Here is a 15,131-nt window from a genome sequence, read left to right as displayed (position 1 = left end):
AACACCTCAGGGAGAGACCGATGGCCATGACGAGACAGCTCCGGGCCCTGGCACTCGGCGTCGCCGCCGCGGCGGCGCTGCAGCTCGCGCCGGTGCCCGCGGCGGCGCAGACCATCGACGTCATGCGCTCGGCCGGCCGCGGCATCGAGCGGGCGCTGCGCAGCCAGATCGGCCAGGCGCTGCGCCCGACGCTCGAGGTGCGCAACGCCTATGACGACCCGCCGAAGGCGATGGCGGTGGCGCCGGACGGCTCGCATCTCGCGGTGGTGACGCCGGACGGGCGGCTGCGGGTGTTCGATCTCGTCGAGGGCACGCAGGTGCTCGGCGGCCGCGGCAGCGGCTTCGAGGCGGTGGCGATCGGCGGCGCCGGGCGCCCGGTGATCGTGCTGCGCAGCGATGGCGGCGTGGTCGCGGCGGAGCGCTGGGGCACGGCGCCGGGCCAGGCGCTGCGGCTCTCGGGCCGGGCCAGCGCGGTCGCGGTCTCGCGCAGCTCGGCCTATGTCGGCATGGCCAGCGGCGCGGTGGAGATCTTCGACGCGGTCAGCCTCGAGCGCCGCGCCGGGGTGCCGGCGACCGGCGAGGCGGTCACCGCCATCGCCACCGACCCGGCCGGGGATTTCGCGCTGGTCGGCGACGAGGACGGCGAGATCCGGGTGATCTCCGAGACCGGCTGGGTCGGCGCGGTCGCCGGCACGTCCGGCGACGAGATCACCGCGCTGGTGCATGTGGTCGGCCCGCTCTTCGCCGCCGGCACCGAGGATGGCGAGCTCGCCTTCATCGACGCCTCCAGCGCCAAGGTGCTGCTGACCTGGGACGGGCATGACGACGAGATCACCGGCATCGTCGGGCTCGGCAACCGCATCGCCAGCGCCGACGAGGACGGCGAGGTCAGGTTCTGGGACGGGCAGGGCCGCGCCGCCGCCGAGGTCCGCAGCGACTGGGAGGGCGGCGTGACCGGCCTCGGCGTGGTCGCCTCGGCCGGCCTGCAGCGCGTGGTGGTGGCCGGCCCCAACGACGCGATCCACCTGGTCGATCCGCAGTCCGCGCGGCCGCTCCTCAGCCTCTTCGTCACGCGCAACGGCTGGGGCGCGGTGGACGAGCGCGGCCGCTTCGACGGCGATGCCGGCGCGCTGCAGGACATCGCCTGGCGCGCCGGCAAGCTGCGGCTGCCGGTGGAGAACCTCTCGGCGCGCTATTTCGAGCCGGGGCTGCTGGTCAAGCACCTCACCGCGCGGGCCGAGTTCCTGACTCCGGCGCGCGAGGCGGTCTCGCAGCGCATGTTCCCGCCGCCGGTGGTGGCGATGGATGTGGTTTCCGAGCCCGGTGCCGCCGGCCAGCCCATCGTGCTGGAGATCGAGGCGGAATCGGGCAGCGCCCGCGAGATCTCGGAGATCCGGCTCTATCACAACGGCAAGCGCGTGCCCGATGCCGCGATCCGCGACGGCGGCAGCAGCGGCCGCACCCGCAGCGTGACCGCCACCGTGGCGGCACTGCCCGGCGAGAACCGGCTGGTGGCGGTGGCCCGCGGCTGGGAGGACATCGACAGCGTGCCGGTGGAGGAGGTCGTCGAGACCCCGCGCTCCGGCGCCGCGCAGAGCCTGCGCATCACCTCGGTGGGGATCGACCGCTATGCCGGCCGCGCGCTCCGGCTCAACTATGCGGTGGCCGATGCCAAGGCGGTGGCGGACCAGCTCGCCCGCCGCGGCGGCGCGATCTTCGCCGGCGTGGATGCCGAGCTGCTGCTCGACAAGAAGGCCAGCCGCAAGGGCATCGACGACGCCCTCGGCCGGCTCGCCAGCACCCAGGCCAGCGATGTCGCGGTGATCTTCCTCGCCGGCCATGCCCGCACCGTGGGCGCGGAATGGTATTTCCTGCCGCGCGAGCTGAGCGACCTGAAGAACGACGGCGAGGTCCGCCGCCTCGGCATCTCCGGCCGGGCGCTCGCCGATGCGCTCACCGGCATCCCGGCGCAGCGGGTGCTGCTGGTGGTGGATGCCTGCCAGTCCGGCGCGGTGCTCGGCTCCTTCGAGAGCTATGGCCAGCGCCGCGCGCTGCAGGAGCTGAAGAACCGCACCGGCGTGACCGTGATCGCCGCCACCCGGGCCGACCAGCTCGCGCCGGAATACCAGAGCCTCGGGCACGGGCTGCTGACCTATGTGTTCCTCGAGGGCATGCGCTCCGGCGGCGGCGGGCTCAGGGCCGATCTCGCGCCGCGCGACGGCAGCCTGACCGCGGCGGAGCTCAAGGCCTATGTCGAGGCCCGGGCGCCGGAGCTGGCCGGCGAGCTCAACGCGCGGATCTCCGAGCAGCAGGGGCCGCGCGGCGACTTCTCGCAGCGCGTGCCGGTGACCCCGGTCGGCGTGGTGCTGGGGGCGGATTTCGCGCTCGCCCGCTAGGCGCAACCGTCTCGCCGGGGGACTCGCCCGCCGCCGCGCGATCCGCTATACTCCGCGCGCCGGTGCAGGGCGCGTTGCGCCCGGCGTGCCCGGACGGCAAGCGAGCGGAAAAGGTCGGAGCGATGAGCGAGATCGTGGTCACCCCCACGGCGAAGGCAAAGCCGCGCGTCGAGCGCCCGAAGCTGTACAAGGTCATCCTGCTCAACGACGACTACACGCCGCGCGACTTCGTCGTCTCGGTGCTGCGCGGGGTGTTCCGCATGGGCGAGGCGGAGGCCGAGCGGGTGATGCTCACCGCCCATATGCGCGGGGTCTGCGTGGTCGCCGTCTATACCCGCGACGTCGCCGAGACCAAGGCGACCGAGGCCACCGATGCCGGCCGCCACCACGGCTATCCGCTGCGCTTCTCGACCGAGCCGGAGGAATAGCCCGCCCCGGAGGGGCAGCCCCCGGAGCAGCCCCCCGGAGCAGCCGCCCTCAGGCGCGCTCGGCCGCCTGGCATTCCGGGCAGAGCCCCTCCGCCTCCACCACCACCCGCTCGACCGTGAAGCCGACCGCCTCGGCGGCCCCGGCGATGCCCTCGCTCGGCATGTCGAGATGCGCCTCCTGCACCGCGAGGCAGGTGCGGCAGATCAGGAAGGCGGGGCGGTGGCGCTCGCCGGGATGGGCGCAGGCGACGAAGGCGTTGAGCCGCTGCAGCTTGTGCGCGAAGCCATGCGCCACGAGGAAGTCGAGCGCCCGGTAGGCCACCGGCGGCTGCGAGCCGTAGCCCTCCTCGGCGAGCCGCGCCAGCACGTCATAGGCGCCGAGCGCCCGGTGCGCCTCGAGCAGGATCTCCAGCACCCGCCGGCGCAGCGCCGTCAGCCGCAGCCCGCGCGCGGTGCAGTCCGCCTCGACGGTCTCCAGCGTCCGGCGGACGCAGTCGCCGTGGTCGTGACGGGCGAATATGTCGGGTTGCACGGCCAGCGCGGCCTCCCTTGCTGCGGCCCAGGATGCCAAGCTATCCCGCCCCCGGGCAGGCGGCAAGGCGGCCCCCCCGGCGGCACCGGCGCGGCTTGTCTGGGCGCGGCGGTCTTGCTACCGCTGGTTGCAGATTGCCCGGCGGGCTGCCGCCAGGGCCCCGAGCCGCACCCGCAAGAGGAACCGAGATGCGCCGTCCAGACCCTCCTGCGGATCGCGGCAGCGGCCCGGCGCGCGACCCGGCGCGGCTCGCGGCCCGGGCCCAGGCGATCCTCGCGGCCGAGGTGCGGCTCGACCATCTGCCACAGGATCTCCATGATCTTGCCATCCGTCTGGTTCAGGTTTCCGGCATGACCGATCTGCCGAACCGCCTTGCCTGGAGCCCCGGGCTTGCAGATGCCGCCGGCGCGGCGCTGGCCGCCGGCGCGCCGGTCTGGTGCGATTGCCCGATGGCCGAGGCCGGGCTGGCCGCGGCCGGGCTGGCCGGCGGCGAACGGCTGCGGCGGCTGCCGGCGGCGCGGGGCGCGGTCTGGCCCGCGGAGACTGCCGGCGCGGTGCTGCTGCTCACGGCGGCGCCGGATGCGCTGTTCCGCCTGCTCGACGCGGTGGCGGCCGGCGGCCCCCGCCCGGCGGCGCTGCTGGCCTTTCCGGCCGGGCTCGCGGGGGCGGCCGAGGCCAAGGCGGCGCTGGCCGCGGGGCAGGGCGGGCTCGACTTCCTCACCCTCAGGGGCCGGCGCGGCGGGGCGGAGCTCGGTGTCGCGGCGCTGACCGCGCTGGCCGCGCCGGCCCCGGGCGCGAGCCGGGAGGCGACATGCAGCTGACCGCCGGCGCCATCGTCTCCGACCGGGCGGTGCGGCCAGCCGTCGCCGCCTTCCTCACCGACCGCGGCGCCGAGAGCGCGATCGTCTTCGAGGCCGCCGGCGGCGGCGACGGCGCGCTCTGGCATCTGGCGATGTCGCGCTATCGCTCGGTGGTGCAGGCGGTGACGGTGGCGCTCGGCCCCGCCGCCTTCGAGCTGGTGCGCACCCGGGAGCCCGACCTGCCGCCCGGCGCGCTGCCGGCGGACTGGTCGCGCGCCACGCTCTGGGAGCTGCCCGGGCAGGCGGTGGTGGCGACCTTCTCCGGCGATCCCGGCGAGGCGCTCGAGGTGATGATCGGCCGCGGCCGCTGGCCCTGAGCCGGGGCCGCCGGCTCGGCCGCCGCCGCGCAGCATCGCCGCCGGCCCGCCCGGCGGATCGGTCTCGCGCGAGGGCTCGCCGCGCTCCGGGCGCTGCCCGGGCAGGCGGTGGCGGCGACCTTCTCCGGCGATCCCGGCGAGGCGCTCGGGGTGATGATCGGCCGCGGCCGCTGGCCCTGAGCCGGGGCCGGGGCCGGGGCCGGGGCCGCCGGTTCAGCCGCCGCCGCGCAGCGTCGCCGCCAGCTCGCCCAGCGGATCGGCCGCGCGCGGGGGCTCGCCGCGGGCCACGCTCCGGGAGCCGCCGGTCAGGCGTTGGCGGCGACCGTCTCCGGCGATCCCGGCGAGGCGCTCGGGGTGATGATCGGCCGCGGCCGCCGGCCTTGGGCCGGGGCCGGGGCCGCCGGCTCAGCCGCCGCCGCGCAGCGTCGCCGCCAGCTCGCCCAGCGGATCGGTTTCGCGCGGGGGCTCGCCGCGGGCCTGGGCCATCCAGTCGAGCGCGCGGGCGAGCAGCGCCACCCGGCCGATGCAGATGATCGAGGGCGGCACCAGCCCGGCCGCCTCGGCCTCCTCGGCGGCGCGGGCGAGGGTGGTCTCGAGCCGGCGCTGGCCGGGCAGGGTGGCCTCGGTGACGATCGCCACCGGCTCCGCCGGGTCGCGCCCCGCCGCGATCAGCTGCGCCGCGATGCCGGCGAGATGCTTCATCGCCATGTAGAGCACGATCACCGGCGAGCCCTGCGCCAGCGCCGCCCAGTCCACCGCGCTCGGCACCGCGCCGGTGGCGTCGTGGCCGGTGACGAAGCTCACCACCTGGTTGACGCCGCGATGGGTGACCGGGATGCCGGCATAGGCGAGCCCGCCGATCCCGGCGCTGATCCCCGGCGTGATGCGGATCGGCACGCCGGCGCGCACCAGCGCGAGGCTCTCCTCGCCGCCGCGGCCGAAGACGAAGGGATCGCCCCCCTTGAGCCTGAGCACCCGCCTGCCCTCGCGCGCCAGCTCGATCAGCCGCAGCGAGATCGCCCGCTGCTGCGGCGAGGGCCGCCCGCCGCGCTTGCCGGCATATTCCAGCGCCACCCCGGCGCCGCGCCAGTCGAGGATGCGCCGGTCGACCAGCGCGTCATAGACGATCACCTCGGCCTGGCGCAGCGCGTTGAGCCCGTGCAGCGTCATCAGCCCCGGATCGCCGGGCCCGGCGCCGACGAGCCAGACCGAGCCGGCCGGGAATTCCGGCCAGCCGGCATCGAGATGGGGGAGCGGGGGCATGTCGGTCATGATGGCAATCTATACCGCAGTGCGGCATATGTCAGCCATCCTTGGCGGGGTGGTGTCGGCGGGGCGGCGGTGAATTTGGCCCGGCACGCATGGCCCGCCGCTGCCGGGGCCGTGCTGCCGGCGCGGAGGCGGCCACGGAGACAGGCGGGGAGACGGGCGGGGAGGCAGGCGGGGAGGCAGACATGGCGGCAGGGCGGCAAACGGGCGGAACACCGAGCGAGGCGGCAGGCGATACGCCGGGCGATGCGGCAGGCGGCATCGCCCGGCTGCGCAGGCTGGCGCCGGACGACCGGGCCGCGCCTGCGGTGCTGGCGCTGCTGCGCGGCGCCTTCGCCTATATGGAGGGGCGGATCGACCCGCCCTCGTCGCTGGCGCGGCTCACCGCCGCCGGGCTCGGGGAGATGGCGGCGCGGGGGACGGTGCTGGTGGCCGAGACCGCCGGCACGCCGCTGGCCTGCCTCGCCGCCGAGCCGCGCGGCACGGCGTTCTGCCTCTCGAAGATCGCGGTGGCGCGGCAGGCCCGCGGGCAGGGGCTCGCGCGCAGGCTGATCGAGGCGGCGGCGGCCGAGGCCCGCGGCCGCGGGCTCGCGCGGCTCACCCTGCAATCGCGGGTCGAGCTCACCGAGGCCCATGCCGCGTTCCGCGCGCTCGGCTTCGCCGAGACCGGGCGCACCGCGCATCCCGGCTTCGACCGCCCCACCAGCATCAGCTTCGCCCGCGCGCCCGGCGCCGCGCCCGGCGCCGCCGCCCATGCCGGCGCCACCGAGGCCGGGCTCGCCGCGGCGCTCTCGGATGTCGTCGCCGCCAGCCCCGGCCTCGCCGCGGCGCTGGAGGCCGGCCGCCGGCTCGCGCTGCCGCAGTGGCGGATCGTCAGCGGCGCGGTCTACAACCAGGTCTGGAACCATCTCACCGGGCGGCCCGACCTGCACGGCGTGCGCGACATCGACCTTGCCTATTTCGACCCGGACACGCGCTGGGAGGCCGAGGACGCCGCCATCGCCCGCGCCCGCGCGCTGTTCCCGGAGACGCCGCCGGTGGAGGTGCGCAACCAGGCCCGCGTGCATCTCTGGTATGCCCGGCGCTTCGGCCATCCGTGCCCGCCGCTCGGCTCGGTGGAGGCGGGCATCGCGCGCTATGCCAGCCGGGCGCATTGCATCGGGCTGCGCCTCGAGCCGGACGGAAAGCTCGACATCCACGCGCCCTTCGGCCTCGCCGATATCTTCGCCATGCGGCTCGCGCCCAACCCGGTGGCGCCGAACGGGCCGACCCACCGCGCCAAGGCGGCGCGCCAGGCGGCGCTCTGGCCCGAGCTCACCGTGCTGCCCTGGCCGGACGAGGGCGCGCCCTGACCCTCGCGCCGGGCAAAGCTGGCCCTATCGGGCGGCCGGCGGATGTGCTCGGTTGTCGGCCCCGTTCCCGAGGAGGACCGCCCGGATGACATGGTTGGACATCGCGCTGCAGGTCGTCGTCGCCCTGGCGGCGATGCTGCAGGCGGTGACCGGGATCGGCTTCGCGCTGATCGCCGGGCCGGTGATCCTGCTGGCCAGCGACAGCGCCTCGGCCTTCTCGGTGAGCGCGCTGCTGAGCTTCCAGATCGCGCTGGTGCTCGCGCCGGGGCTCTGGCGCGCCGCCAACCCGGCCTCGGTGCGCGCCTTCACCATCGGCAGCTGCGCCGGCCTGCCGCTCGGCGCGGGGCTGCTGGCCATGGCCGAGGTCACCACGCTGAAGCTCGCCGCCGGCGCGGTGCTGCTGGCGCTGCTGCCGGCGATGCTGCGCCCGCCGCGGGCCGACGGGCACCGGATCGGCTGGCGCCACGGGCTGCTCTCCGGCATCCTCGGCGGCGCGCTGACCATGCCGGGGCCGGCCACCGCCATCGCGCTGGCCGCCAGCGGCGCGGCCAAGACCGAGATCCGCGCCACCATCCTCGTCTATTTCGTGTGGATCCACCCGCCGATCATCCTCGCGCAATGGGGCGCCGGGGCGGTCAGCAGCGCCGGGCTCGCCGAGGCGGCGGCGACCGCGCTGACCCTGGCGCCGGCGACCCTCTTCGGCACCCTGGTCGGCCGCTGGCTGGCGCCGCATGTGCGGGAGCGGCTGTTCCGCCGCGCGGTCTTCGCCGGGATCGCGGTGATCGCCGCCAGCCTGCTGTTCGCCGGCATCCGCAGCTTTTCCGCTTGAGGCTCCGGCGAGATGCGGCAGAGTGAAGGCATGACCATCGCCCCCGATCCCCTCGGCACGCTCGACCGCCGCCCCCGCGCCGATCTCTCCGGCCCGCCGAGCCCGCTCGAGCCGCTGCCCCGCCTCTCCGCCGCCGCCGGCGGCCGCCTCTGGGCCAAGCGCGACGATCTGCTGCCCATCGCCATGGGCGGCAACAAGGTGCGCCAGCTCGAGTTCTATTTCGGCGCGGCGCTGGCCGAGGGCGCCGACACGGTGCTGATCACCGGCGCCGTGCAGTCCAACTACTGCCGGCTGACCGCGGCGATCGCGGCCAAGCTGGGCCTCGGCTGCCACATCCAGGCCGAGGAGCGGGTGCCCGATGCCGACGCGACCTATCGCGGCTCCGGCAACATGCTGCTGCAGCGCCTGCTCGGGGCGACCGTGCACAGCTATCCCGAGGGCGAGGACGAGGCCGGCGCCGATGCCGCGCTCAACGCCATCGCCGAGGGGCTGCGGGCCGAGGGCAGGCGGCCCTACGTGATCCCCCTCGGCCCCGGCCATGCCCCGCTCGGCGCGCTCGGCTATGTCCGCGCGGCGCGCGAGCTGGCGGCGCAGATCGACGCCGCCGGCATCGCCGCGCCGCATGTCGCGGTCGCCTCGGGCAGCGGCGCGACCCATGCCGGGCTGCTGACCGGCCTGCGCGCGCTCGGCCGCGCCATCCCGGTCACCGGGGTCTGCGTGCGGCGGCCGGCGGTGGCACAGGCGCCGCGGCTCGCCGCCCGCTGCGCCGAGATCGCCGCGCTGCTCGAGATCGACAACCCGGTGGCGGAGGGCGACATCCGCCTGACCGACCGGTTCCTCGCCCCCGGCTACGGGCGGCTCAACCTGCCCACCGAGCGCGCCATCGCGCTCGCGGCGCGGCAGGAGGGGATGCTCACCGACCCGGTCTACACCGCCAAGACCCTGGCCGGGGCGATCAACCTCGCCGGCACCTCCAGCCCGGAGACCACCGTGATCTTCCTGCATACCGGCGGCACCCCGGGCCTCTTCGCCTATGCCCCGGAGATCGCCCGCATCGCGGAGACCGCGCCGTGACCGTGCCTGCCGGCTGGGCTGCCGAACCCGCCCACCCCGCCTATGACGTCGCGATCATCGGCGGCGGCATCATGGGCGCCTCCACCGCCTGGCACATCGTCTCCGATCCCGGCTTCAGGGGCCGCGTGCTGGTGGTCGAGCGCGACCCGAGCTATGCCCATGCCGCGACCAGCCACACCAACAGCTGCATCCGCCAGCAGTTCTCCACCGAGATCAACATCCGCATCTCGCAGGCCGGGCTCGCCTTCATCCGCGACTTTCCCGCCCGGATCGGCGACCCGCGCGCGCCGAGGCTCGACATGGACGGCTTCGGCTATCTCTACCTCGCCGCCACCGAGGCCCGGGCCGAGGCGCTGCGCGCGGCCCATGCGGTGCAGGCGGCTTGCGGCGTCGGCGCCCGGCTCTACGACCGCGCCGAGCTGGCCGAGCGCTTCCCCTGGATGGTGACCGACGACATCCTGCTGGCCAGCCACAACCCGGGCGACGAGGGCTATTTCGACGGCGGCACGATGTTCGACTGGTTCCGCCGCAAGGCGCGCGATCTCGGGGCCGAGTTCGTCGCCGCCGAGGTCGCCGGGCTGCTGGAGGACGGGCGGCGGATCACCGGGCTCCGCCTCGCCTCGGGCACCGCGGTCGCGGCGGGGCAGGTGGTGAACGCCGCCGGCACCCGCTCGCCGCGGATCGCCGCGATGGCCGGGCGCCGCCTGCCGATCGAGCCGCGCCGGCGCTACACCGTGGTCTTCGAGGCCGAGCGCCCGGCGCCGGAGCAGCTGCCGCTGGTGATCGACCCCTCGGGGGTGCATGTCCGCTCGGATGGCGCGCAGTTCATGTGCGGCTACGGGCCGGAGGGCGCCGACCCCGCCGCCGACCCGGAGGATTTCGCCTGGGCCGACCCCTTCGAGGACCGCGCCTGGCCGGCCATCGCCGCCCGCATCCCCGCCTTCGAGCGGCTGCGCGTGGGCGCCTCCTGGGTCGGGCATTACGACTACAACACGCTCGACCAGAACGCGATCATCGGGCGCGACCCGGAGCGGCCGGGGCTGATCCATCTCTGCGGCTTCTCCGGGCACGGGCTGCAGCAGTCGCCCGCCATGGGGCGCGGCGTGGCGGAGCTGGTGGTGCATGGCGGCTTCCGCAGCCTCGACCTCTCGCCCCTCGGCGTCGAGCGGGTGCTGGAGGGCCGCGCCCTGCGCGAGCGGGCGGTGATCTGAGCCGCGGCGGCGCGGCGCGGCCACGGCGCGGAAAAAACGCACAACATTAACGAAGTTTAATCCGGCGGACAGGCGCCGGTCAGGCTGGTCTGCCATCTCTGGGGCCGAGGCATTTGCCACAGGACAGACAGGAGACCCCAGATGACACTTTCCGTCGCATCTCCGGCGGCGCGCCGCGGACCGGCGCTGGCAGCGGGCCTCGGGCTCGCCGCGGCGCTGGTCTGGAGCCCGTCCGCCGCCCTCGCCGACGAGGCGCTGGCCGACATGGTGGAGCGCGTCTCCCCGGCCGTCGTCACCGTGCTCGCCGACGAACTGCCGGACGAGCGCAGCGGGCGCCGCGGCATGCCCGACCCCTTCGAGCGCTTCGGCCGCAGCCCCTTCGAGAAGTTCTTCCGGGAGTTTGGCCCGGACGGCAACCCCTTCGGCGGCGAGCGCCGGCGCCAGGGCCTCGGCTCGGGCTTCGTGCTCGACCCGGACGGGCTGATCGTCACCAACCACCATGTCGTCGAGGATGCCGACGAGGTGACCGTGCGCTTCTCCGGGCTCGGCGACTTCGTGGCGGAGGTGGTCGGCACCGACCCGCAGTCCGACCTCGCGCTGCTGCGCATCGAGGCCGACGAGGCGCTGCCCTTCGTCAAGCTCGGTGACAGCGACGCGGTGCGCGTCGGCGAGGACGTCTTTGCCGTGGGCAACCCGTTCGGCCTCGGCGGCACCGTGACCAAGGGCATCGTCTCGGCCACCCAGCGCGACATCCGCCGCGGCCCCTATGTCGATTTCATCCAGACCGATGCCGCGATCAACCGGGGCAACTCGGGCGGGCCGCTGTTCAACATGAAGGGCGAGGTGATCGGCGTGAACTCCGCGATCCTGTCGCCCAATGGCGGCTCGGTCGGCGTCGGCTTCGCGGTGGCGGCCAACATCGTGCGCGACGTGATCGCCGACCTGAAATCCGACGGCGTGGTCGATCGCGGCTGGCTCGGCGTGCAGATCCAGCGGGTGACGCCGGAGATCGCCGAGGCGATGGGGCTGGAGCGGCCGATGGGCGCGCTGGTCGCCAACGTGCTGCCCGACGCGCCCTCCGAGGGCGCGCTGGAGACCGGCGACGTGATCCTCTCCTTCGGCGGCGAGGCGGTGCAGACCAGCCGCGACCTGCCGAAGCTGGTGGGCCGCACCGAGCCCGGCACCGCGGTCGAGATCGAGGTGCTGCGCGACGGCGACCGGCGCAGCGTGAGCGTCACCATCGGCGCCTTCGCGGATGACCGCCAGGCCGCGGTTTCCAAGGGCAGGAGCGACCGCGGCGGCCGGCTCGCCTCCGAGGCGCTCGGCGCCACGCTGGCCCGGCTGACCCCGGATGCCCGCGAGAACATCGGCCTCGGGGACGGCGTCGACGGCGTGGTGGTCACCTCGATCCAGCCGCGCGGCGCGGCGGCCCGCTCCGGGCTGCAGGTCGGCGACGTGATCCTCGAGGTGGACCGCCGGCCGGTCTCCAGCCCGCGCGAGCTCGACGACGCGCTCGACGAGGGCAAGACCGACACCCGGCTGCTGCTGGTGAACCGCCGCGGCAGCCAGCTCTATCTCGGCCTCCGCCTGAGCTGAGGCCGCTCCGGATGCCCGGCCGCGCCCCCTCACGCGGCAGGGCAGGCGGCGCCGATCTTCCCCGTGACCGGCGCCGCCGAGCCCGTCTGCCCCGTATCCGGGCAGATGGGTTTTGCATGGCAACCGACCGGCACCGGATGCCGGGCTCTGCCGTGAATTCCTCCCCGCGAATGCCTATAGACTGTCCGCACAGTGCCACTGCCCGAGGAGGAGGCGCCGCATGAGCCGATGCGTGCTGCTGATCGAGGACGACACCACCATGGCCGACTACATCGCCCGCGGCCTCGGCGAGGCGGGCTATGCGGTGGAGCGCTGCGGCACCGGGCGCGACGGCCTGTTCCGCGCCACCGATGGCGGCTTCGACCTGGTGATCCTCGACCGGATGCTGCCGGAGCTCGACGGGCTCTCGGTGCTGCGCTCGATGCGGGCCGCCGGGATCCGCACCCCGGTGCTGATGCTCACCGCCCTCGGCTCGGTCGACGAGCGGGTGCGGGGGCTGCGCGAGGGGGCGGACGACTATCTCGCCAAGCCGTTCTCCTTCGCCGAGCTCGCGGCCCGCGCCGAGGCGCTGCTGCGCCGCCCGGCGGAGACCCGCGACGAGACGGTGCTGGCCTGCGCCGATCTCAGGGTCGATCTCGCGACCCGGCGCGCCACCCGCGGCAGCCGCGAGATCGCGCTCCGCCCGCGGGAGTTCCAGATGCTCGCCTACCTGCTGCAGCGCAAGGGCCGGGTGGTCACCCGCACGATGCTGCTCGAGGCGCTCTGGGACTATCACTTCGACCCGCAGACCAACGTGATCGAGGTGCATATCTCCAAGCTGCGCAAGAAGATCGACGGCCCCGGCGAGCCGCCGCTGATCCGCACCGTGCGGGGTGCCGGCTACAAGATCGACGAGCCGGGCTAGGCGATGCTGCGCACCGCCACCAGCCGCCTGATCGCGGCCTATCTGGCGCTCTTCTCGCTCTCCACGGCGCTGGTGCTCGGGGTCTTCACCTGGCAGTCCACCGCGCTGATCGCGGGCGAGACGCGCGACGTGCTGGCGGCCGAGGTCGAGGGGCTGGCCGAGCAATATGCCGCCGGCGGGGTGCTCGGCCTCGCGCAGACCATCGCGCGGCGGCTCGACCGAGCGGCCGAGCGCGACGCGATCTACCTGCTGACCGACGGCTATGGCGAGCGGATCACCGGCAACCTCGCGGCCTGGCCGCCCACGGTCCGCGCCGGCGGCGCTCCGATCGAGCTCGAGCTCTACCGCATCGACAGCGAGCGCCCGGTGATGGTCGCCGCCGTGGCCTTCCGGCTGCCCGGCGGCGAGCGGCTGCTGGTCGGGCGCGACGCGCGGGCGCGGGCGCTCTACGAGCGGGCGCTCTGGCAGGCGGCGATCTGGGCCACCGGGCTCGCCGCGCTGCTCAGCCTCGCCGCCGGCTGGCTGCTCTCGCGCTTCGTGATGGGGCGGATCGGCGAGATCCGGCGCACGGCGAGCGAGATCGTCGCCGGCGATCTCTCCCGCCGGGTGCCGCTGCGCGGAACCGACGACGAGTTCGACCGGCTGAACGCGACGCTGAACGCCATGCTCGACCGCATCGCCGGGCTGGTGGAGAACCTGCGCGCGGTGACCGACAGCCTGGCGCACGACCTGCGCTCGCCGCTCACCCGGCTGCGCGCGCTGACCGCGGAATTCGCCGAGCCCGAGCTGGCGCCGGAGGCGCGCGAGCGCCTCGCCGTGCGCGCCCAGGCCGAGGCCGAGGCGATGCTGCGCCAGCTCACCGCGCTGATCGAGATCAGCCGCGCCGAGGCCGGCGTCGGGCGCGAGGCCTTCGAGCCGGTGGACCTCGCGGCGCTGGCCGAGGACGCCGCCGATCTCTACGCCCCCGCGGCGGAGGATCGCGGCGTCGCGCTGCAGCTCTCGGCCGCGCCGGCGGAGATCCGGGGGCATCCGCAGCTGCTGGCGCAGGCGCTCTCCAACCTGCTGGAGAACGCGCTCCGCTATGCGCCGGAGGGCAGCGCGATCCGGCTCGAGACCGGGATCGAGCTCGGCATGCCGGTGCTGCGGGTGGCCGATGCCGGCCCCGGCATCCCGGCGGCCGAGCGGGCGCGGGTGCTGCAGCGCTTCGTCACCCTCGACCCGAGCCGCGGGGCGGGCAGCGGCCTCGGCCTCGCGCTGGTCGCCGCCATCGCCAAGCTGCACGGGGCCCGGCTGACGCTCGCCGACAGCCGGGCGGCGGCGGACCGCCCCCGCCCCGCAGACTGCCCCGGCCTAGCAGACTGCCCCGGCCTCGACGTCACGCTCGGCTTCCCGGCGCCTCAGCGCGCCCGGATCGCGCGGAACTCGGCCGGGCCCACGCCATAGGTCTGGCGATAGGCGCGGGCGAAATGCGCGCCCGAGGAGAAGCCGCAGGCCAGCGCCACCTCGGAGATGCCCATGTCGGTCTGCATCAGCAGGTTGCGCGCGCGCTGCAGGCGCAGGTCCATGTAGTACTTCTTCGGCGAGCAGTGCAGGTGCTTGCCGAACAGTCGCTCGAGCTGGCGCGCCGAGATGCCGGCCTGGGCGGCGAGGTCGGCGGTGGAGACCGGGTCCTCGACATGCGCCTCCATCGCGCGGATGGCGCGGCGCACCGCCTCGCTCGGCAGGCCGAGCCGCGCGCCGAGCGAGATCCGTTGCGCGCCATCGTCGCCGCGCACCGCGGTATAGACCATCTGGTCGGCCACCGCGGTCGCGATATCCGCGCCATGCGCGCGGGCGATCAGGTGCAGCATCAGGTCGGTCGCCGCCGGGCCGCCCGAGGCGGTGGGGATCGGCGCATCGGCCACGAAGACGCTGCGCCGGAGCACGACATCGGGGAACGCCTCGGTGAAGGCGTCGTGGAACTCCCAGTGGATCGCGCAGGCCTGGCCGTCGAGCAGCCCGGCCATCGCCAGCGCATAGGCCCCGGAGCAGATCGCCCCGAGGCGCACGCCGCGGCGCTGCTCGCGCCGCAGATGCGCCATGAGCCGGGGCGTCACCCGCTCGCGCACATGGATGCCGGAGATCAGGAACAGCCGGTCGCCGGCAGGCAGCGGCTCGAGCCCCCGGTCCACCAGGATCGCCGAGCGGTGCGAGCAGATCGCGGTCCGCCCGTCCTCCGAGGCGAGGCTCCAGCGGTAGAGCGCCCGCCCCGAGACGAGGTTGGCGATGCGCAGCGGCTCGATCGCGCAGGCAAAGGCGATGTGCGAGAAATCCTCGACCAGCAGGAAGGCGATGTGCTCGGTGCCCGCGTCCGCCGCCATCGC

14 protein-coding genes are annotated in these 15,131 nt (G+C 75.1%); 11 read left to right on the top strand and 3 right to left on the bottom strand.

What is annotated here, in order from left to right:
• Nucleotides 1–20 precede the first annotated feature (20 nt).
• Together QSJ97_RS04575 and clpS are read left to right on the top strand one after the other, a co-directional pair.
• Nucleotides 21–2,396, top strand: a complete 2,376-nt coding sequence (locus tag QSJ97_RS04575; RefSeq protein WP_285670436.1) for a caspase family protein — start codon at nt 21–23, stop codon at nt 2,394–2,396.
• Nucleotides 2,397–2,518: 122 nt separating this feature from the next.
• Nucleotides 2,519–2,824, top strand: coding sequence for an ATP-dependent Clp protease adapter ClpS (gene clpS / locus QSJ97_RS04570; RefSeq protein ID WP_285670435.1), 306 nt, complete (start codon nt 2,519–2,521; stop codon nt 2,822–2,824).
• A 49-nt stretch (nt 2,825–2,873) separates the two neighbouring features.
• Here clpS and QSJ97_RS04565 read toward each other — a convergent pair whose 3' ends face one another.
• Complete coding sequence (locus QSJ97_RS04565) at nt 2,874–3,356, bottom strand: Fur family transcriptional regulator (protein ID WP_285670434.1); 483 nt, start codon at nt 3,354–3,356, stop codon at nt 2,874–2,876.
• Nucleotides 3,357–3,544: 188 nt separating this feature from the next.
• Here QSJ97_RS04565 and QSJ97_RS04560 point away from each other — a divergent pair, with 188 nt between their 5' ends.
• Together QSJ97_RS04560 and QSJ97_RS04555 are read left to right on the top strand one after the other, a co-directional pair.
• Nucleotides 3,545–4,177, top strand: coding sequence for a precorrin-8X methylmutase (locus QSJ97_RS04560; protein WP_285670433.1), 633 nt, complete (start codon nt 3,545–3,547; stop codon nt 4,175–4,177).
• Nucleotides 4,168–4,533 (top strand): hypothetical protein, encoded by a 366-nt coding sequence (locus tag QSJ97_RS04555; RefSeq protein WP_285670432.1) that lies wholly within the window; start codon nt 4,168–4,170, stop codon nt 4,531–4,533. The genes QSJ97_RS04560 and QSJ97_RS04555 overlap by 10 nt, the downstream gene beginning before the upstream one ends.
• 405 nt (nt 4,534–4,938) lie before the next feature.
• On the opposite strand, the gene cobA is transcribed toward QSJ97_RS04555, so the two are convergent.
• Nucleotides 4,939–5,805 carry a uroporphyrinogen-III C-methyltransferase gene (gene cobA, locus QSJ97_RS04550; RefSeq protein WP_285670431.1) on the bottom strand — a complete coding sequence of 289 codons (867 nt, stop codon included), beginning with the start codon at nt 5,803–5,805 and terminating at the stop codon, nt 4,939–4,941.
• Between the two features lie 182 nt (nt 5,806–5,987).
• On the opposite strand from cobA, the gene QSJ97_RS04545 reads away from it, so the two are divergent.
• From QSJ97_RS04545 to QSJ97_RS04515, 7 genes are all read left to right on the top strand, one after another.
• Nucleotides 5,988–7,154 carry a nucleotidyltransferase family protein gene (locus QSJ97_RS04545; protein ID WP_285670430.1) on the top strand — a complete coding sequence of 389 codons (1,167 nt, stop codon included), beginning with the start codon at nt 5,988–5,990 and terminating at the stop codon, nt 7,152–7,154.
• An 85-nt stretch (nt 7,155–7,239) separates the two neighbouring features.
• Nucleotides 7,240–7,983 carry a TSUP family transporter gene (locus QSJ97_RS04540; protein WP_285670429.1) on the top strand — a complete coding sequence of 248 codons (744 nt, stop codon included), beginning with the start codon at nt 7,240–7,242 and terminating at the stop codon, nt 7,981–7,983.
• Between the two features lie 30 nt (nt 7,984–8,013).
• Nucleotides 8,014–9,057, top strand: a complete 1,044-nt coding sequence (locus QSJ97_RS04535; protein WP_285670428.1) for a D-cysteine desulfhydrase family protein — start codon at nt 8,014–8,016, stop codon at nt 9,055–9,057.
• On the top strand, nt 9,054–10,268 hold the full coding sequence (locus QSJ97_RS04530) for an NAD(P)/FAD-dependent oxidoreductase (RefSeq protein WP_285670427.1): 1,215 nt from the start codon (nt 9,054–9,056) through the stop codon (nt 10,266–10,268). The genes QSJ97_RS04535 and QSJ97_RS04530 overlap by 4 nt, the downstream gene beginning before the upstream one ends.
• Before the next feature lie 141 nt (nt 10,269–10,409).
• Entirely contained in the window at nt 10,410–11,864 is a 1,455-nt protein-coding gene (locus tag QSJ97_RS04525) for a Do family serine endopeptidase (RefSeq protein ID WP_285670426.1), read from the top strand.
• Between the two features lie 220 nt (nt 11,865–12,084).
• A complete protein-coding gene (locus tag QSJ97_RS04520) occupies nt 12,085–12,768 on the top strand; it encodes a winged helix-turn-helix domain-containing protein (protein WP_285670425.1) in 684 nt (227 codons plus the stop codon).
• 3 nt (nt 12,769–12,771) lie between these two features.
• Entirely contained in the window at nt 12,772–14,211 is a 1,440-nt protein-coding gene (locus QSJ97_RS04515; protein WP_285670424.1) for a sensor histidine kinase, read from the top strand.
• On the opposite strand, the gene QSJ97_RS04510 is transcribed toward QSJ97_RS04515, so the two are convergent.
• Complete coding sequence (locus tag QSJ97_RS04510) at nt 14,166–15,128, bottom strand: GlxA family transcriptional regulator (RefSeq protein WP_285670423.1); 963 nt, start codon at nt 15,126–15,128, stop codon at nt 14,166–14,168. The two genes, QSJ97_RS04515 and QSJ97_RS04510, sit on opposite strands and share 46 nt — an antisense overlap.
• Nucleotides 15,129–15,131: the final 3 nt, after the last annotated feature.

Origin of the sequence: Paralimibaculum aggregatum, assembly GCF_030270585.1 — a bacterium.
Classification (GTDB): Bacteria; Pseudomonadota; Alphaproteobacteria; order Rhodobacterales; family Rhodobacteraceae; genus Thermohalobaculum; species Thermohalobaculum aggregatum.
The sequence above is the reverse complement of the archived record's forward strand: the minus strand, read 5'-3'. Positions and strand labels throughout refer to the sequence as shown.